General features: G+C 44.4%; 18 protein-coding genes and 1 pseudogene. 2 read left to right on the forward strand and 17 right to left on the reverse strand.

Annotated elements, in window-relative coordinates; genetic code table 11:
• The first annotated feature begins 78 nt into the window (after positions 1-78).
• Positions 79-609, forward strand: a complete 531-nt coding sequence (locus F6X55_RS03605) for a DinB family protein (protein WP_026571916.1) — start codon at positions 79-81, stop codon at positions 607-609.
• Positions 610-721: 112 nt separating this feature from the next.
• Here the strand turns inward: F6X55_RS03605 and F6X55_RS03610 are convergent, their stop codons facing one another.
• Together F6X55_RS03610 and F6X55_RS03615 are read right to left on the reverse strand one after the other, a co-directional pair.
• On the reverse strand, positions 722-1,732 hold the full coding sequence (locus F6X55_RS03610; protein WP_153462008.1) for an HAAS signaling domain-containing protein: 1,011 nt from the start codon (positions 1,730-1,732) through the stop codon (positions 722-724).
• Positions 1,719-2,081, reverse strand: coding sequence for a PadR family transcriptional regulator (locus tag F6X55_RS03615; protein ID WP_026571918.1), 363 nt, complete (start codon positions 2,079-2,081; stop codon positions 1,719-1,721). Before F6X55_RS03615 ends, F6X55_RS03610 begins: the two co-directional genes overlap by 14 nt.
• Before the next feature lie 144 nt (positions 2,082-2,225).
• On the opposite strand from F6X55_RS03615, the gene F6X55_RS03620 reads away from it, so the two are divergent.
• The gene (locus F6X55_RS03620) at positions 2,226-2,816 is read left to right on the forward strand and encodes a VanZ family protein (RefSeq protein WP_026571919.1); all 591 of its coding nucleotides are present in this window, start codon (positions 2,226-2,228) and stop codon (positions 2,814-2,816) included.
• A 344-nt stretch (positions 2,817-3,160) separates the two neighbouring features.
• Here F6X55_RS03620 and F6X55_RS03625 read toward each other — a convergent pair.
• From F6X55_RS03625 to F6X55_RS03695, 15 genes and pseudogenes are all read right to left on the reverse strand, one after another.
• A pseudogene (locus tag F6X55_RS03625) lies at positions 3,161-3,442 on the reverse strand (IS5/IS1182 family transposase); the annotation flags it as partial.
• A gap of 172 nt (positions 3,443-3,614) precedes the next feature.
• On the reverse strand, positions 3,615-4,058 hold the full coding sequence (locus F6X55_RS03630; protein ID WP_153462009.1) for a GNAT family N-acetyltransferase: 444 nt from the start codon (positions 4,056-4,058) through the stop codon (positions 3,615-3,617).
• 40 nt (positions 4,059-4,098) lie between these two features.
• Complete coding sequence (locus F6X55_RS03635) at positions 4,099-5,094, reverse strand: hydroxyacid dehydrogenase (RefSeq protein ID WP_026571922.1); 996 nt, start codon at positions 5,092-5,094, stop codon at positions 4,099-4,101.
• Positions 5,095-5,112: 18 nt separating this feature from the next.
• Positions 5,113-6,291: a DUF2264 domain-containing protein gene (locus F6X55_RS03640; protein WP_153462011.1), complete on the reverse strand. Its 1,179-nt coding sequence runs from the start codon at positions 6,289-6,291 to the stop codon at positions 5,113-5,115.
• 6 nt (positions 6,292-6,297) lie between these two features.
• Entirely contained in the window at positions 6,298-6,906 is a 609-nt protein-coding gene (locus F6X55_RS03645; protein WP_153462012.1) for a YesL family protein, read from the reverse strand.
• Positions 6,907-6,985: 79 nt separating this feature from the next.
• Complete coding sequence (locus tag F6X55_RS03650) at positions 6,986-8,344, reverse strand: extracellular solute-binding protein (RefSeq protein ID WP_153462014.1); 1,359 nt, start codon at positions 8,342-8,344, stop codon at positions 6,986-6,988.
• A gap of 53 nt (positions 8,345-8,397) precedes the next feature.
• Positions 8,398-9,252: a carbohydrate ABC transporter permease gene (locus F6X55_RS03655; protein WP_026571925.1), complete on the reverse strand. Its 855-nt coding sequence runs from the start codon at positions 9,250-9,252 to the stop codon at positions 8,398-8,400.
• Positions 9,253-9,271: 19 nt separating this feature from the next.
• Positions 9,272-10,213 (reverse strand): carbohydrate ABC transporter permease, encoded by a 942-nt coding sequence (locus F6X55_RS03660; protein WP_081704542.1) that lies wholly within the window; start codon positions 10,211-10,213, stop codon positions 9,272-9,274.
• A 253-nt stretch (positions 10,214-10,466) separates the two neighbouring features.
• A complete protein-coding gene (locus F6X55_RS03665) occupies positions 10,467-11,240 on the reverse strand; it encodes a sugar phosphate isomerase/epimerase family protein (protein ID WP_153462016.1) in 774 nt (257 codons plus the stop codon).
• Positions 11,240-12,115 (reverse strand): sugar phosphate isomerase/epimerase family protein, encoded by an 876-nt coding sequence (locus F6X55_RS03670; RefSeq protein ID WP_153462018.1) that lies wholly within the window; start codon positions 12,113-12,115, stop codon positions 11,240-11,242. Before F6X55_RS03670 ends, F6X55_RS03665 begins: the two co-directional genes overlap by 1 nt.
• A gap of 52 nt (positions 12,116-12,167) precedes the next feature.
• Entirely contained in the window at positions 12,168-13,328 is a 1,161-nt protein-coding gene (locus F6X55_RS03675) for a Gfo/Idh/MocA family protein (RefSeq protein WP_026771539.1), read from the reverse strand.
• A gap of 57 nt (positions 13,329-13,385) precedes the next feature.
• Positions 13,386-14,414 (reverse strand): Gfo/Idh/MocA family protein, encoded by a 1,029-nt coding sequence (locus F6X55_RS03680; RefSeq protein WP_161993049.1) that lies wholly within the window; start codon positions 14,412-14,414, stop codon positions 13,386-13,388.
• Between the two features lie 382 nt (positions 14,415-14,796).
• Positions 14,797-15,612 carry a sugar phosphate isomerase/epimerase family protein gene (locus F6X55_RS03685; RefSeq protein ID WP_026771540.1) on the reverse strand — a complete coding sequence of 272 codons (816 nt, stop codon included), beginning with the start codon at positions 15,610-15,612 and terminating at the stop codon, positions 14,797-14,799.
• Between the two features lie 49 nt (positions 15,613-15,661).
• Complete coding sequence (locus tag F6X55_RS03690; protein ID WP_026771541.1) at positions 15,662-15,853, reverse strand: hypothetical protein; 192 nt, start codon at positions 15,851-15,853, stop codon at positions 15,662-15,664.
• Positions 15,854-15,902: 49 nt separating this feature from the next.
• Entirely contained in the window at positions 15,903-17,378 is a 1,476-nt protein-coding gene (locus tag F6X55_RS03695) for a M20 family peptidase (RefSeq protein ID WP_153462022.1), read from the reverse strand.
• Positions 17,379-17,509 lie beyond the last annotated feature (131 nt).

The following is a 17,509-nucleotide window of genomic DNA, read 5'->3' on the forward strand; positions in this document are numbered from 1 at the left end:
AAACAGCGATAAGCTGGCGAATGAACAAATAGCGAGTAACATAAAATATAGGGAAAAGTTTGGGAAAGGAGCTGGAAAATGAACTTTCAGATGAAGGAGGCAATCGAAGTACTGGAACGGACACCTCATACAGTTGAAGCCTTTCTGTCTGGATTATCAAGCAGTTGGCTGCATTGTAATGAAGGAGAGGGGACTTGGACAGCCTTTGACGTAGTCGGTCATCTTGTCGAAGCGGAAAAGACGAATTGGATTCCACGAATCAAAACCATTTTAGCACAAGGGGTGGATACCTCCTTTCCGGACTTTGATCGGTTTTCCCATTTGAACCAATCAACAGAAAAAAACATTGACCAAAAGTTAGAGGAGTTTAAAACCTTACGCGGCGAAAATATCTCTACCGTTCAAAAGCTTGTTGTGTCCGATGAACAGTTTGAATGGACCGGAACGCATCCAGCTTTTGGAGAAGTGAAATTACGAGAACTGCTATCCACCTGGGTTGTTCACGATTTGACCCATATTGCTCAAATCGTCCGGGTAATGGCAAAGCACTATCGTACAGATGTCGGTCCGTGGCAGGAATATTTAGGTATACTAAAACGGTCCAAGTAACCAATGTCCGGAAGGGAAGGTCATTCAATACCAAAAGACCTTTTTGGCAAATGGGCTTTCTCATCCAACGAAAGAACCACTTGCCGAAAAGGAGGCAGTTCGAGCAGTACTCTTACTTCCTCAAAGCTTTATAAAACCCAGTCATCGTATCAATCAGCAAGGATATAACAAAAGCAGCAAGCGCCAGATTATACGATTGGTTCCAGACAATTTCTATGGTCGCATATTCTTCTTGCTGTTTACTGACTCCCCAACTCTCGGTAAGCTGTTGGACAAAATCCGGATTTAAGATCGCCTGATCTCTCAGTATAAGCATAGCCAGTAAAAAAATTGCACCATTTATCACTAGATTGGTGATTGCCAACTTCTTGGTCCACTTTCCAGCCACTAGTTTTGTTATTTCCTTCGCAATTCCGAATACTACCAATAGATAAATGAGCGGCATTACCTCGACCAGTTTTTCATCGTTCAAAAAAGGAATGGTGGTTTCCAAGTCATGGCCCTCGAATAAGAGAATTCCGAACAAGTGATTAGAAAACCGGATCACTACCAATAGTAGTACGGAAAAAATAATTCCTGTTAGAACATCACCCCGTTTTATTCGTTTTTTCTCATCCGGAACAGTCGGAAGCTCTGACGGGTCCCACTTTTTCCGATCATACACCCCTGCCAACCCAAACGGTTCCATATCAAAATATTGAGCAACAGCGAAACCAGCCGTAATCCAGGCAAACACTTGTGTAGCGGTAACAAAAAGGGAAATTAGAAAATCGACAAAATGTTGAAGAATGCTCATTGGTGTCAGGATGGTTTCCACTGCAAAAATGATGCCGATGGCTGAGACTGCTATGATTAATACCATTTTCATTACTGATAAATAGGCTGGAAACAGGTCTGGTCCTACTAAGAAGCGGTTGGTCCCTCGGTACTTTTCAGCTAATTTTGCCGGGCTCCCTAACTCTATCAATACTTTCTCTATATCCGAATTCTCTATCGGCCGGCCATCGTTCCTTTCTTCCAGCATATCCTCGATCAAACTCCGTAATTCTTCTGCAATATCCCGCCTCTGCCCCTGCGGAAGACGTAGCGAGACGGCATAGATATAGCGCTCAATCATTTCCATCGTTTGTTCCCTCACTTTCTCTGAATAATCCTTCCATATTGCCGACAATGCTTTTCCACTCTTTTTTCAGTTGGTCAAGGACTTCTTTTCCCTTCCTGCTTAACAAGTAATATTTACGCGGGCGCCCCCCATTGGTGTCCCACTTGCTCTCCAGCAACCCTTGCTTTTCCAATCTTCTTAATAACGGATATAACGTTCCCGGCTCAATGGGCATCCCTTTTTCGCTCAGAATGCTCACCAGAGAATAGCCATATTGTGGTTCATCCAATTGGCTGAGAACCCCTATAGTAATCGTTCCGCGACGTAATTCTTGCAGCAGTTTTTCTACCAATTCATCGACTTCACTCATACGATCAACTCCTGCCACCATTATAGTGTACGACACACACTATTGTAAAGTGCACATTATTTTAATAAGTATTCTTTTTGTTTTTAACGTAACAACCCGATCCGTTTTGATGGTACACTTGATAGGAAAGATGGTGGTCATAAAGTGGAGAAAAGGTTTATTTTCAGTCTATGGGTGGCACAAATCGTGTTTGTTTTATTATTTCCCATTTGGATATCCCTTACTGAATATTTGCATTCCCTGGTATTGGTTGTTGTGTGGATTTGCTACAGTTTTATCTTCTTTTCTATTAGCAGTATTGCATTCAAGAAGCGCTTCACGATTGCCAAAAAGTCGCTTGATGTATCTATCATTGTTTATAGTATTTTCTTGCTTGTCCTTTTGTTTTTCCGTCCGGCAGGCCAAGTCTATGACAATTACAATTTAATTCCCTTCAAAACGATTATGTTTTACTTGTATGGAGAGACGTCTCCATTCATTGCTTTTTACAACCTCGCTGCCAATATAGGGTTGTTTATCCCTTTCGGTATCTACTATTGCTGTAAAAGAGAGGAAGCGAAACTTAGGTATCTAGCGGGAATGGCCATTGCTTCCGTAAGCTTGATTGAGATTCTGCAGTTTCTTACCCACCGGGGAAGCATGGATATCGATGATTTGATCCTGAACACCAGCGGCATTCTACTTGGCTATCTAATTTATCCGCTCTTTAGTAAGGTTTTTTCTATCGAACATTAAAAAGAGGCTCAGACGAAAGTCTCGTTGCCAAAACAAAAACCGAACAATGATTCGAACTACTAAGCATTCGAACATGTCCGGTTTTTTACATTTTATTAGATAACTGAATCAATTTCATCATTGCTCTTTTTAAAATTACAGACCTGTGCAGAATTTATAAACATATTTTTAAAAATGCAGCCTTATAGCGTTTTGTCATTAGCCCGAATACCCTCCGCTTTCCGCGGGGGAGTGGCAAGCCTCCTCGGGCATAGCCCTGTGGGGTCTTGCCGATCTCCCACTTCCCGCAGGAGTCTACGGGTATTCGGGCTACTCAGTCATTATCTTGTTGTTCCTATTTTTAATCAAAAGGTAGATCTATAAGAAAACTTGACTTTTCTTAACTGAGCATTAATACGATCTGCAGCTAATTTTGATGCATGAAAAACAAGCGTCACCATGTCAAAGTAAAGCTTGGCACGTTTTCCAGTACGATAACGAACATTATTAAGCTGAAAAAACTCTTTAAGATAAGCATTTACACGTTCCACTGAGGTGCGTTTTTTGAACAAAGTCCCCCATGCTTGTGAACCACGTGCTGGTGCATTGTATCTTCTTAAGTCATTCGTTATTTTGACTTTATGAATGGTTATAAACACTACAGAAATGCACTTGGCTTTCAGCAGGCACAAGCTGAAAATCCCGCATAAAAGCGTTTCGGACTTTCTGAGGATGGAAGCCGTGCCTCTTTCCCCCTTTGTATTTTCCCGGTGATTCATAACATTTCCGCATAGAAAAAAAGAAGCTTTCACGAAACTTCTAGTTTAACTCCTTTTCTAAGACGATTTTCAATTCCCCTGACTTATCAAGGTACGTGTCAGTGATATCAAAGCCTGTTTTTATATTCAATAGCAGCATAGAACGCCAACGATTCATTGTTTTCGTTTGTACCCTCCCATACCCCTTTTCGCGTAAATACACGTGCTGATGGTCCATTAAAGCCGAAGCAATCCCCATGTTTCGATAATTAGCGTTTACTCCGCCTAACCAGCTATAGAATTTTTTCTCATCACACGGGTATCCGATTTTATAGCCGATTACCGAATCGTGATCATAAGCCAGTGTAAATAGAAGCTTCTGCCTTTTATTAATTTTTTCAGCTAAGTCGTATGCATCCCCGAATATGGAGTCATGCAACAGTAGAATACCTTCAAGCACCGTTTGCTCTGGAATAGTGGGTACATTATCATAAGTGATATCCATATCCGTATGCACCTCCTCTTCATTTTTTTGCATTTTCCAATCAAGCCTGAAAGTGTAGATTGTCTGGATTCACTTGCCATTTCAGCTGTTCACCGGACACGTACCTTTTCAACTCTTCCAGCATATACATTCCCATCCTTCCGCATTCTGCCCCTTCGCTTCCAGCCAAATGCGGGGTAAGTACGACGTTTTCCATTTGATACAATGGTGAATCGGCAGCAGGCGGTTCTGGTTCTGTGACATCCAGAACTGCCGTGAGATCTGTGCGTTCCATTAAGACATGAACCAATTCTGATTGCCTAATAATACCACCACGGGCTGTATTGATGAAACTGGCATGCTGTTTCATCATGGCAAAATGCTCCCCTCTGATCATCCCTCTTGTGTCCTCCAGCAAAGGAGTATGCAAGGAAACTACATCGGATTGTTGAAAGATTTCCTCTAACGAGCACAATCTCACTCCAAGCTGTTCTGCCTGTTTTTTCTCTACGCAGGGGTCGTAAGCCAATACTTCGACATCGAAGTGTTTCAACTGATCAGCAACACCCCGACCAACAGTGCTAAGGGAAATCAATCCTACTTTACTTTGGAAGGCTCCTGCTATATAGTAAGGTTTTTCCGGAAACTGTTTCTCCCGCTTGACTTGTCGGACAAACTGCCAACCGTTTTTCAGACAGAACAATACCTGTGATAGGGTGAATTCTATTACAGGAATCGCATTCGCCCTGACGGCACTGGTGATTTTGACATTCCGTTTCCAAACTGCATCGGTCACAATCGGTTTGACAGAGCCTGCCGCATAAAAAATGACCTTTAATCTTTCAGCGGTTTCCAAAAAAGATTCATCCAGTTCAGGGCCGTTCCACCCGGAAAAAATGACGTCTGCCTGTTTTAAAAGTTCCGGATGCAGCAGGGCGGTGTCCACCGTCATAGGGGGGGCGATAATATCGACAAATCGGCTGATTTCCTCCCTGATTTCAGAGGGATAAACGTAGTCAAATGGTTCCAAGCGCATGATGAATAAACCTTTTTCCATCCGGTACCTCCTTTCTGATTAATCTTGAAGGGCTTGATCTATTGGAAACCTTTTCCCCGACCATGCCTTTTTGGCTGTCCAGTCCTGCGGCGGATCCCGCCAAAACGGAGCATCAACTGACAAACCGAGCGGTAAAAAGACAACAGTACATAAATATGTGCTGCCGGTCGATATGTAACCTTCACCTATACTCGGCTGATGGCCGCTAAGACCTATAGTAAGCCAGCCATCATCAGTAAAACTGCCCGGTGCTTCCAGAGAACGCTTTATAACAGCGGTTAATCCAGTCCGAACTTGGGCTGGCTCAAGAGAATCAGGAAGCTTCTCATGAAGTGCAAGGTGGGCAAGATTATGAAAAACCCCTGTTCGATAAGCAAGTGACCTTCCTATTGGAGGGAAAGAGCCATCAGCAGCAATCAACCGTTCTTGAATTTCAGCGTATCTTTGGGCCCTGCGCAGGATTTTCGAATATTGGATGTTCCATTCCTGATATCGACTTCCCATTGCTGCTACTATATCAAACAACATAGGGTGAATGACAAAGCTGTTATAATAATCATAATGGAAAGAGGGGCCGTCACTGTACACTCCATCTCCTGCGTACCATTGTTCGGTTTGTTTTATCGCATAATCAATCCGCATAGGATCCCAGTCTGATTCTCCTACTTGAAATAAAGCGGTCTCAATCATAGCAGAAAACAACAGCCAGTTTGAAAAATGAGGTTTACGACTCCGAGTGGCTCGCAAAGCCGACACCACATTTTCCTTAACCCGACTGTCAAGTGGGTCCCAAAGCTGCTGGGGTGCCCGGACGAGGGCATGTGCCAGAAAAGCTGTATCCACTATCGGTTGAAACCCCTCCGAAAAATTCATGTAATCAGGTGAATCGGGATCGGTACCTGCATCAATTCCTTTCCGAGCTAATTCACCATACCGTTGACGGATTTTTTCTTCTTCTAAGTCCTCTTGTTTCCTTTCCAGCCAGGGAGCCATTCCATTTAACAGCCGAGCCATCGCTTCCAGTGCTGAAAAAGTTTCACGATTTGTTTTCGTATTCATTTCTACGGGCATGGCAGCTTTTAATTGACGGCTCTCTAAAGCAGAAAGTACCGGATCAGCGACTTTCTGCATCATCCTCAACCAGTAATGACGTTCTCTATTTGTACAATATCCGATTGCTCCTCCCTCACTTTCCATGTTGATTCAAAAGGCCCTGGTCTCGATATTGTTAAACACCCGCTGAGCAAATACAGACATAATAAAACTGATACCGCTGCAACCGAGTACCGGGATGCTTCCTGGTAAAGCTCTGCAAAACCAGAAAAGCAAGACCACCCCTATAATCGCTGAGATGGTTAAAAAGGGAGAGGTTATCGCAGTAAACAAAGCATTTTTCACCGTATCAAAACCTGTTCCTTCAAAATGAACCAGTACCGGAAATACATACAGCCAAACCAAAAGATATAAAAAACTAAGCAAAAGAAGAAATAAATGGAACAACGATGCAAGTACACTTGCCCTGTCCATGACGAGATAGAAATTGATAAAAAGCATGCCCCCAAACAACAAAAGGAGAAAACCAAGTTGATTGGCCTTCCAAAAATACCTCTTATATGTTGAAAGAAAGGTACGGAAGACAGGTATTTCAACCCTGCCGCTAATCCACTTGCGCTGAACGGCAAACATGGCTGCAGTGGCAGGAAAGAAACCAGCCAGCAACAAGCCCGCCAGGCAGAATAACAGCCACAACAAATTGAGATAAGCAAATCGGTTTATCCAAAAACAGATTTTTTCTAGTAATCCTGCTTCCATGTCTCGGCCCCTCCTGACAAAACCGGATAGCAGGAAGAAGGTTACGGGCTTCCGACTTCCTGCTAAGGTCCTGATTTGACTACCTGTTTTCCAGCCACTCCGTACTCTCTTTTTGTGCTTTGGTCAATGCTTCTTCTGCACTCCTTTCACCAGTGAGCGCCGCTTCTACTTCGGATGTCAAAATAAACCTCGGTTGTGCGGATCCCCACGGATAACGCGGTGTCCAAGGTGTACTCATTGCTTCAAACACAGGAAGCATCAATTCGGTATCCTTTACACTATCCCATTCCATTGCCGACTTGATGGAAGGAACCAATCCCATTTCCTCATAGATGTATTTTTGTGTATATTCACTTGTAGCGAATTTCACCCATTCCCACGCCAAATCTTTGTTTTCACTGGCCTTGGCGATTGTTATCGGGCTCCCGGCAAACAACCCACCCACTCCTTCATCATTTTTGAATTCTTGAGCTATACCGATCCTGTCCTCCAATCCTTGAGCGTATGCCGGTTTAATTGTATCCCCCGGTCCTTGATTGAGCATGATGGCGATATTGTTTTCTTTCGTCAGCCATTTCTCGTTCCCTTGATTGCTCACCAGTCCCTCAGGAGCGAGCTCCTGCATATCCAGCAGCCAATTCAAACCGTTGACCATTTCTGGAGAATCAAAGGTGAATTGAATTTCATCCCATGCAAAGCCGGAGCCCCATGAACCATTTTGCCCTTCCGCCAGATCAATCAAGGTAAAAGCCGATGACCAGTCACCTCTGAACCAGATTCCATAATTTTGCTCACCGGTTACCGGATTTTTCCCCGTCATTTGCTTTGCTTTTTCAGCCACTTCTTCCATTGTCGGATGATCCGACAAGTATTCTACACCCCACTCATCAAACAATTGCTTGTCATAAGCAATAAAACGGGCGTCTCCAAGAAATGGCAGACCATATATTTGCAGTTCATCATCATCCGGACCTAACGCTTTCCAACCTTCGACCTGATTTTCGATAAAGATGTCTAAATCAAACTCTTCATCTTTGTCAATATAAGGTTGAAGAGGCTCAAGCACTCCTTGTGGAGCAAAATCGACTGTTCCCGGCATTTGATAGACGTCTGCGTCACCTGATGTGATCATTGCCTGTGTTTTTTCGGTATAACCTTCCCAAGGCATTAGCGTAAATTCAACAGTGGCTCCTGGGTGCTGTTTTTCAAATTCCTCTTTCAACACCTCCACCCCTTTGACTGAATCACCTGTCACAGGATCCGTTTTCGTCTCCATCGCAAAATCGCCAATCAATTGGACATTGATTTTCTGCCCCGCCCACTCTCCTCCGTCATCCTCTGATCCAGCACCTGATTTACTACAGCCTGCAAGCAGGCCGACCAGACCCAATACTACTGCCAACAGTACACCCAATTTGGTGATCCGTTTTTTCTCCATGTTTCATCCCCCTCGCAATTTTTAAAAAGAACGGCCTGCTCGAGGCTGTTCATTCACTCTCCCTTAACTCCGCTTAAAGCGATGCTTTGGATAATGTAACGCTGCAAGAACAGGTACAGGATAATGATCGGCAAAATACTCACAGTAGCCAGTGCCATCGTCAATCCGCCGAGGCTTGTGCCGTTTTCCAGTGAGAAACTTGCCAGATAAAGAGGAACGGTATGCAATTCTTGATTATTGAGTACGACGAGCGGCCACATGAAATCGTTCCAGCTCCAGATAAAAGCCAGTATAACCATAGTGGCTGCAATCGGTCCGGCCAGAGGCAAATATACCCGGAAGAAAATCTTAAATTCGCCGGCTCCATCGATTTGCGCCGCTTCCCTTAATGTATCAGGAAGTTGATCAAAGAACTGCTTACAAAGAAAAATCAGCATGCCATTGATAACTGTCGGCAAAATTAACGGCCAAAAAGTATTCAGCAAGTCGACCGAATTGAACAATTTGTACAACGGTATCAATCTAGGTTCCATGGGGATCATCAATGTACATAATACAAGGATGAATAACAGTTTTTTCCCTTTGAACCTGCCTTTCGAAAAAGCGTAGCCCGCAAGCAGGGAAGCGGATACTCCCAAAAGCACCGAACTTACCGTCACGATGGCCGAATTGATATAAGACTGAATCAATCGTCCATTTTCAAAAACGATTCCGTAATTGAAACCGGAAAGCTCTTCTGGAATCAGCCGTGGCGGAAAAGGCATGCTGATATTTGCCGTCCGGTCAAAACCGACACTTACCATCCAAATGAAAGGTGCCATCAGTAATACGCCGAAGACCAAGAGAACAATGAATTTAAAAGCACCAGACACACGTTCGGCTTGCTTAATGGAAAGTGGACGGGACATTTCACTCACCTCTTTCATGCTAAATTTTCATATTGGAAAGCTTGAGATTGATGAAGGTAAATACCAGGATAATCATGAACATAATATAGGTGGCTGCTGAAGCGATGCCAAATTCAAATCCAGTGAACCCTCGTTCATAAATAAAGGCGCCCATTGTTTGGATGGAACGGGCGGGACTGCCGTTAGGACCGCCAAGTACATAGACTTCATTGAAACGCTGCAAGGCTCCGATCCAACCTGTAATCAATAAGAAGGCGAAAGTTCCGCCCATGTTCGGAACGGTGATAAACAACCATTGCTGAAACCCGCTTGCACCGTCAATCCGGGCTGCTTCATACATCTCAGGCGAGATAGCCTGCAGATTGGCAAGGCAGATGATAATGACGAAGCCGATCCAATGCCAAACCGCAAGTAAGATAACAGCCCATTTCGATGTAGAAGGATCTGAGAGCCAGCCAGGTGTCGGCAGCCCGATGACATCAAGTAAGTAATTGACAATCCCCATTTCGGGATGGAGTACAAAAGCAAATATCATGGCCGCAGCTACAATGGAAGTGACATTAGGCAGAAAGTAAATGACTTTGAAGAAATTTTTTCCCTTAGGCGTTGAATTTATCAAAGAAGCAAAGATAAAGCCGAGCGGTATTGTGATGGCGATTTGAAAAATACCGATAAAAAACGTGTTTCCCACAGCGTTCCAAAACGGGCCAGATGTCAAAACCGTTTTAAAGTTGTTCAAACCAGTAAAATGTTCTATCGTTCCGTTTGACTGGTAAAAACTTAACCGTAAAGATTCGAAGATAGGATAAATCATAAACAACAAGATACCCAAGAAACTGGGAATCAGAAAAACATACCATGTTAACGGAGAGGACGTTTTTTTCGTCGATTTGACAGGAAGACGTCCGTTTTGAGCCGTACCCGCCGGAAACTGGTTCTCGATTTCCGCCTTGTCTTTCATTCTCGTATTCTCCTTTCCTGAAGATTTCCTTCATAGAATGCAGGGACTCGGAAAACCTGACAGCAGCTATGTTAGCGTTTACATTAAATCGAAAACTAGCTTTCTGTTTGTCCTAGTATATTGGCTGTTATGTCGGTTTATGCCAATTGATAGACCTATGGAGTTAAAAGAATCTCAACAAACTTAGAAAAAATATAAAAATAATGGATGGAATTTTAGAAGGACTATATAGGATTTTATGGATAAAAGGAGATTACGATGGATGAGCAAATACTTCTGAGAGATGTTCCCGCACACTGACTAATTCACGGGACAGGTCGGACCAATTGCATTCAACAGCCATGCTGCCGTTAAAATCAGCGGCCGCCAAGCATTTCATAAATTTATGGTAGGGATAGCTGCCGGTGCCCGGCGGCTTCCGGCCTGTGTCGGCGACATGAATATGCTTTACATACTCTTTTGCAGAGATGATATTTTCCAATGGCTCGTTCTCAACCTCCATGTGATAAAAATCGGCCAGAACCTGAATCGACCGACGGTTGATCGATTTGGCCAATCGGACTGCTTCCGGAATGCTGTTGATGATATTGCTTTCCCTTCGATTCAATGGTTCAATAACAATAGTCAAACCAAGCGGTTCCGCAAAATCTGCTGCTAAATCAAGAAAACGGCCGATTTGCTCTTCCCCTTTTTGTCGGGAAAAACCTTCCGGAACGGAACGGGCACCGCCGCTTCCAAAGACAATTTTCCCGGCCCCGATCCTCTTGATACGCGGCATTGCTCTTGCTAAGTAACTGGTCACAGCTGCCTCATCTACTTCATTGCCGACGATTTTCAACGTTCCTGGTAAAAAGATGTTACAGGACGATACTGGCAGCCCGATGTCTTGGCAGGATCGAGCCTGTTGATCAACTATGTCCGTTTCTTCATCCACCAGGGAAGCGACGCTGCATTCTAAAAAATCAAAACCTGCTTCTTTCACCAACTTGGCGTTCGCGATATCGGTACAGCAACCGAAATCCAACATTAATCACCTGCTTTTCCTTTTATTTCAGTCAATAATTGTTTTATCCAGTTGATATTGTGTGAGAGTGCATCTTTCGTCGGAAACGCCCCGCTAAAATCTTCAAAACCGACATACCCATCATATCCTACAGCCTGCAAATCGGTTAATACCTGCTTCCAATCGACCACGCCATGCTCCAGCTGTGCCCATTGTACTTCCCACCCTATGCTTCCATCCGGGTATTGCTGTCCGATCTGCCAGCATGCATTTTTAACATGAACATGTGCGAGATAATCTCCCAGCAATTCCAATCCCATGCGATAATTTTCAAAGCCCTCATGCACCATATTGCCAGGGTCATATAACACGCCGATATGGCTGGGGTCGAAATGACAAACCAGCTGATAAGCAAGGCTTGCGCTAGGCGTGATTGTCTGATGATGCGTTTCCACCAATCCCTTCACCTTGTACTGCTTGCACATTCCTTCCACTTCTTTCACGTATTGTACCGCCTTTTTAAATAATTCCTGGTACGTTTCCGTCCTGTCATACCGGGGAACGCCAATCCTTATGGTGGAGGCTCCCAGTTTTTGAGCCGTCTGCAAAACCTTCTCCGTCGCTTGCAAGTCATCCACATCAAGGTAAGGAGTGACGCTGACCACTTCAATCCTTTTTTCATCCGTTGACTTACGCAAACTTGCAAGTTCTTCATCGGTAGTGTTTGGCTGCAAGGTACATTTGTTAAAACGCCAATAGCTCGGCTGTTCCTGCTTAAATTCTTCCGGGGTTTCCTTATACCGCCACTCTACTCCGTCATAACCTGTTTCCACCAGATGCTCTATTAATTGCTTCGGCGTAAGATCAGGTGTCATCACTGTAAATACGGAAAATCGCATTTCCTGTCCTCCCCCTTTTGACAAAATTTGTTTCCCATACTCCGATTCCTATTTAATACGTTCCCTCTACATCAAGCCTGACATCGCCATTTGTACGCTTTTTCTCAGAAGTCGCAATTTTTTCCTTCAAAATCTTGTAATATGCCTCTTCATCTAAAGGAAGGTTCACCCAGTCATCTTGCCATGCAGACATTTGCATGGCATTTGATAGCGTAAGCCCTTTGATTCCTTCCCTACCAGGAGCCAAAAGGGGCTCTCCTTTTAAGATGGCATTAATAAAGTTTTGGGTGATACCTCGGTGTGCAGTTTCCTCCCCCGTTACTGGAATCTCGACTTCCCAGCACTCCGGTGATCCAAAACCGCCCTTATAAGTCCGGTTGAATTCGGGCTCAGGAACCCGCAGCCTCCAAAACTGGAGCCGGCCGTCTTCCACGACCAGTTTGCCTCGCTCTCCAGCAATTTCAAGCCTGTTCGTACCAGGCGCTTCTCCTGTTGTTGTGATAAAAACACCGGTCGCTCCATTGTCATACTCAGCAAAAGCGGTCACTTCATCTTCCACTTCGATATCCCGATGTTTCCCGAAATAACAAAAAGCACGTACTCTTTCTGGCATCATGCCGGTCATCCATTGCCACAAATCGAGCTGATGGGGACACTGATTGATCAGCACACCTCCACCTTCCCCCGCCCATGTTGCCCGCCAGCCACCGGAATCATAGTAGCTCTGTGAACGATACCAATTGGTGATAATCCAATTTATCCGGCGGACTTCACCTAATTCTCCAGATTGAATCAAATCACGCAGCTTTTGGTAAACCGGATTGGTCCGTTGATTGAACATCATGGAAAATACCTTTCCACTTTCTTCAGCAGCCCTATTCATCTCTCGGACTTGACTGGTATACACACCTGCCGGTTTTTCACACAGCACGTGGAGATCTTGTTGAAAGGCTCTTATTGCCAGCCGGGAATGCTGATAATGCGGCGTGGCTATCATAACTGCATCAACCAAACCAGAAGTGAAAAAGCCGTCTTCATCCGTAAATACCGGAATTTTCGGCTCTAGATGATTTTCCAGCCATCGGGCACGCTCCCCGTCCGTATCCAGTACAGCTGTTAATACTGCACCTTTCACAGCGTTTTCCTGTAAATATTTCGCATGAGCGTAACCCATGTTCCCCACGCCAATAATACCGATGCGCACTTGCTCCATCCGCACTCATCCTTTCTTTGATCATTATGCTTGCAACCGGGGTTTTTATTGGGAAAATTATTGTGTTAAATCTACTGGTAGACCGGTTGAATTAGATTGATAGATTGCCAATACTATTTTCAAAGCATAACGGCCGTCCTCTAACGATATGAATGGCTCCCGATCCTCCCGGACAGCTTGTACGAAATCCCTTACACAATGGGTGTGGCCGGTTCCATAAACACTGGCAGGATTCTCTTTTTGCAATGCAAGCACCTCATTTTCTTCCTGCTGAAAATCCCTGCCGAATCTCCACTTTTCTATACGGTTCGCAGCATTCCCTCCGATACATACCATTCCATTCTGTCCAAACAGATTCAAACCTGCACCTAAATCAGAAGGAAAAATCGTCGTAGTCCCATCCACGATCGCCAATGCACCGCTTTCAAATTCAAGCATGGCAACACCAAGGTCTTCCATTTCCAACCGATGCTGTCTAGTTGCAGTCCTGCCTGTAATCCGCTTGACTGGTCCCATCAGCCAGACGAGTAAGTCGATGGTATGGATCGCCTGGTTCATCAGTACACCGTCAGCCATGGCAGTCGTCCCACGCCAAGCGTCTTGGTCATAGTAATCCTGTTCCCTCCGCCAGCGGATATAGGCAGTGCCATAAGTCAGTCTGCCGAAACGCCCTTCCTGCAGAGCGCGCCGGGTAGTCAGTATCGCTTCATTGAATCGATTTTGTTGAACTACCGTCACTTTCACACGTTGCCGACGGGCAGTCTCGATGACTCGATCGGCTTCATCCAAAGAAAGGGCAAGCGGTTTTTCTATCATGACATGTTTTCCCGCTTCGATCGATTTGACAGCCATTTCGGCATGAAGACCATGCGGGGTGCAAATATTGATCACATCGATCGCCGGGTCACCTAACATTTCTTCAAAATCTGTAAAAACAGCTTTGATAGGATAACGATCGGCATATTGCCGAATTCTCTGTTCTCCCGTATCACACAAAGCATATAAATTAGCATCTGCGGCTGCCGCAATCGCTTCTGTATGCACTCTGGCTACACGCCCGCATCCCACAACCCCAAAATTGATCAACTGGTATCGCTCCTTTTTATAAACAGTTCGCTCTTCCTTGCAGAAATATATCAAACAGGTTCTCTGCGACATACCTGAAGTACACTACTCCATGTTTTGCTCTTTTATTTGCTCCCTATCCCAAAGCAATATTCATTCAAGAGAGCATGATATCAAAGAAATATGGAACCACATACTATCCAGCTTGTGTCCACAGCTATATTGGCGTCGGTTATCTTCTATCCGGGAAGTGTTTTCCTTCTATGGGTTATCCCTATCTTATAAAAAACAAATAAATCCGTCTTATTAATCTAAGAACGGATTTCTTAATTTCGGAAGTGATTTGATTGTCGGCTGATTGACTTGTCTCAATCTTATCATCTTTCTCAGGTACACTCTTTTTTCAGCCTATCGATTTCATAAACGCAGCGTATTGGGGAATGGCCACTTCTGGTTCTTCGATGTCCGGCCACCATACTTTTTCCCACTCCAAGGTATAATATCCTTCGAACCCTTTTTCCTCAAGTAACCGACAAATATGCTGTAATGGCACATCTCCTTCTCCCATCAAGCAAAGCTGATATCCCTTTTGGTTGGCCATGTATCCGTAGGAATCCTTCCAATGAGTGTAGCGGATATATCTTCCAAGTGTCTCCCATGTTTTTTCAGGTGCTTCACCTGCTATCCGGTATGGATGGTGGATATCCCATAGCACTTTCAGATAAGGGGATCGGGCACGCTGCAGAATTTCCGCTACGTAATTGCACGAAGTCCAATCATCATGCGTTTCCAGCAGCAAGGTGACTTGGTATTCCTCGGCAATGGCCAGCATTTCTTTAAGGTTATTCTCGACTATATCCAGTGCCTGTTCCCTTGGCGTATCCCCGATGATTCCCCCAAACACGCGAATATAAGGTGTATGGAAAAACCGGCATAGCTTTCCATACTCCTTTAACTCCTCGAGGTAATCCCGGCATTGTTCTTCAGATGTGGTATACAACCTGACAGAACTGGAGAAACAAGGTATTTCCAGACCGGCTTGATCGAATTTTTGTTTGGTTTCCTCCCGTCTAGTCGAAAAAGCTGGCAAACGAAAGATATCCATCTCTCCTTGAAATCCCCGGAAATCTATCCCCTGAAAGCCATTTTCAACTGCGTAATCGATCATGGTATCCAAATCCCATCGCGGACAGCCGAGTGTGGTAAAAGCAAGTTTCATTGCGTTGACCCGCTCCTCTCGATTTTAGTCTGGAAAAAAGCAACAAATTTCAACCGTTCCAGTCATTTCTTTCTTTGCTTTGATGAAAACGGTGATAAAAACTGATTTCAAAAATCAAAAATCCAGTTACCAAAGCAGCAAGGTAAGGAGAAGGAGAATCAATCCAAATAAATACAAGGGAAGCGGCCAGAAAAGCAACCACACCAATGAGAATCGATACCTTCCAAAAACCTTTTTCCATTATGATTCACACCTTTTTTGGCATTATAAAGTAAAAATTCTATAGTATTCTATCTATCTCCTGCCTGATGATCGGCATTTACAATAAGTTCCTGATAAAAAGAAACGGCCTGAAGAAAATTATCGATACTGATATGTTCATTGCTTCCATGCATACGGTTCAAATCTTCCGCAGTTATCAATACCAGCAAAAAGCGATACGTATTCTCCGCGATTTCATCGTAATGCCTGGCATCTGATCCCGCAAACATTAAATAAGGAGCAATAACCGCCTCCGGATAGACATTCCGGGCAGCCTGCTGGATCGACTTGAAGTGCCAGCTGTCAATCGAAGAGACGGAAGAAGCTTCGTTACCAGTGACGCTCACCTGGACAAGCTCATCGTTTATGGTTTCTTCGATATAAGACTGTACATCTTCTAGAGATTCACCCGGCATGACACGTAGATTAATGATCGCCTTTGCTTTTTCCGGAAGGGCATTGTACTGCTCACCCGCCTGGAAAATGGTCGGTGCAATGGTCGTGCGAAGCAAGGCGGCGGTAGTCGTTTTTTTCAACAAGATCGATTCAATTACTGGTTCAAATATGGCCTGATTGGCAAATACATATTTCATTGCTCCTTTCATCTCCGGAGCTGTATAGGCGAAAAGATCTTCGGCAGGGCCCTGCAGGTCAGCCGGGAATTGCGCTTTTTCCAGTTTGGCGATCGCCCGGGATATTCTGCCTATATTCGTTTGATTTTCCGGTTGAGATGAATGCCCTCCGCTTCCTTCGGCAGAAAGTTCAGCAGTCGCCATTCCTTTTTCCGACAAACCTACGACACCAACCGGTTTAGCCAATCCAGGTACCATGCCCTCGATGATCGCACCTCCTTCATCGAGAATAAATTCAAACTTGATATTTCTTTGTTTCAATTTTTCCGCAATCGCCTGTGCCCCTTTTTCACCGCCGACTTCCTCATCAAAACCAAACAAAAGATAAACATCCCGCTTTGGCTGATAGCCTTCGGACAATAACTTTTCTACTGCTTCAAGAATGCCGATTACCCCGATTTTGTCATCAAGCGTCCCTCTGCCCCAAACCTTCCCATCCACCACTTCACCACTGAACGGGGACTGACCCCAATCTGTTTCTGTCCCTTCTAAGACGGGAACTACATCATAATGGGCTGTGAGACCGATTGGTAATTTTGTTTCTTCACTGCCTTGCCATCTATAAATCAGTCCATAATCGTTGACTTTATCAAGATGGAGTTGTTCATGGACGAGCGGGTAGCTGTCTTCAAGAAAGCCGAGGAAATCATCAAATTCCGCATAACTGAATTGACTATAATCCTGGCGGGAAATGGTGGGATAGGTAATCGCCTTGGAAAACCTGGCAACCGCACCCTCTCCAGGCACGTCGATTTTCACCGGTTGTGGTTCAGGCTGTTTACTGGTCAAGATGAACGTTTTGAAACCTGTTACAATAGTAAATAAAACAAACAAACTTGCTAAACCAAGCAAAACCATTTTCCATTTTTTCATCCCCCAACCCCTTGCTTTATTTCTTTATTATTGTCTATGTTCACATCTTTCCTTTGTTCAGCACTCACACTATAATATGTTTGTTTTTAAGCTGCCATTCCCCCATAAACCAAGCTCCTGCAGAACATATG

Origin of the sequence: Sediminibacillus terrae, assembly GCF_009602435.1 — a bacterium.
GTDB classification, from domain to species: Bacteria; Bacillota; Bacilli; order Bacillales; family Amphibacillaceae; genus Sediminibacillus; species Sediminibacillus terrae.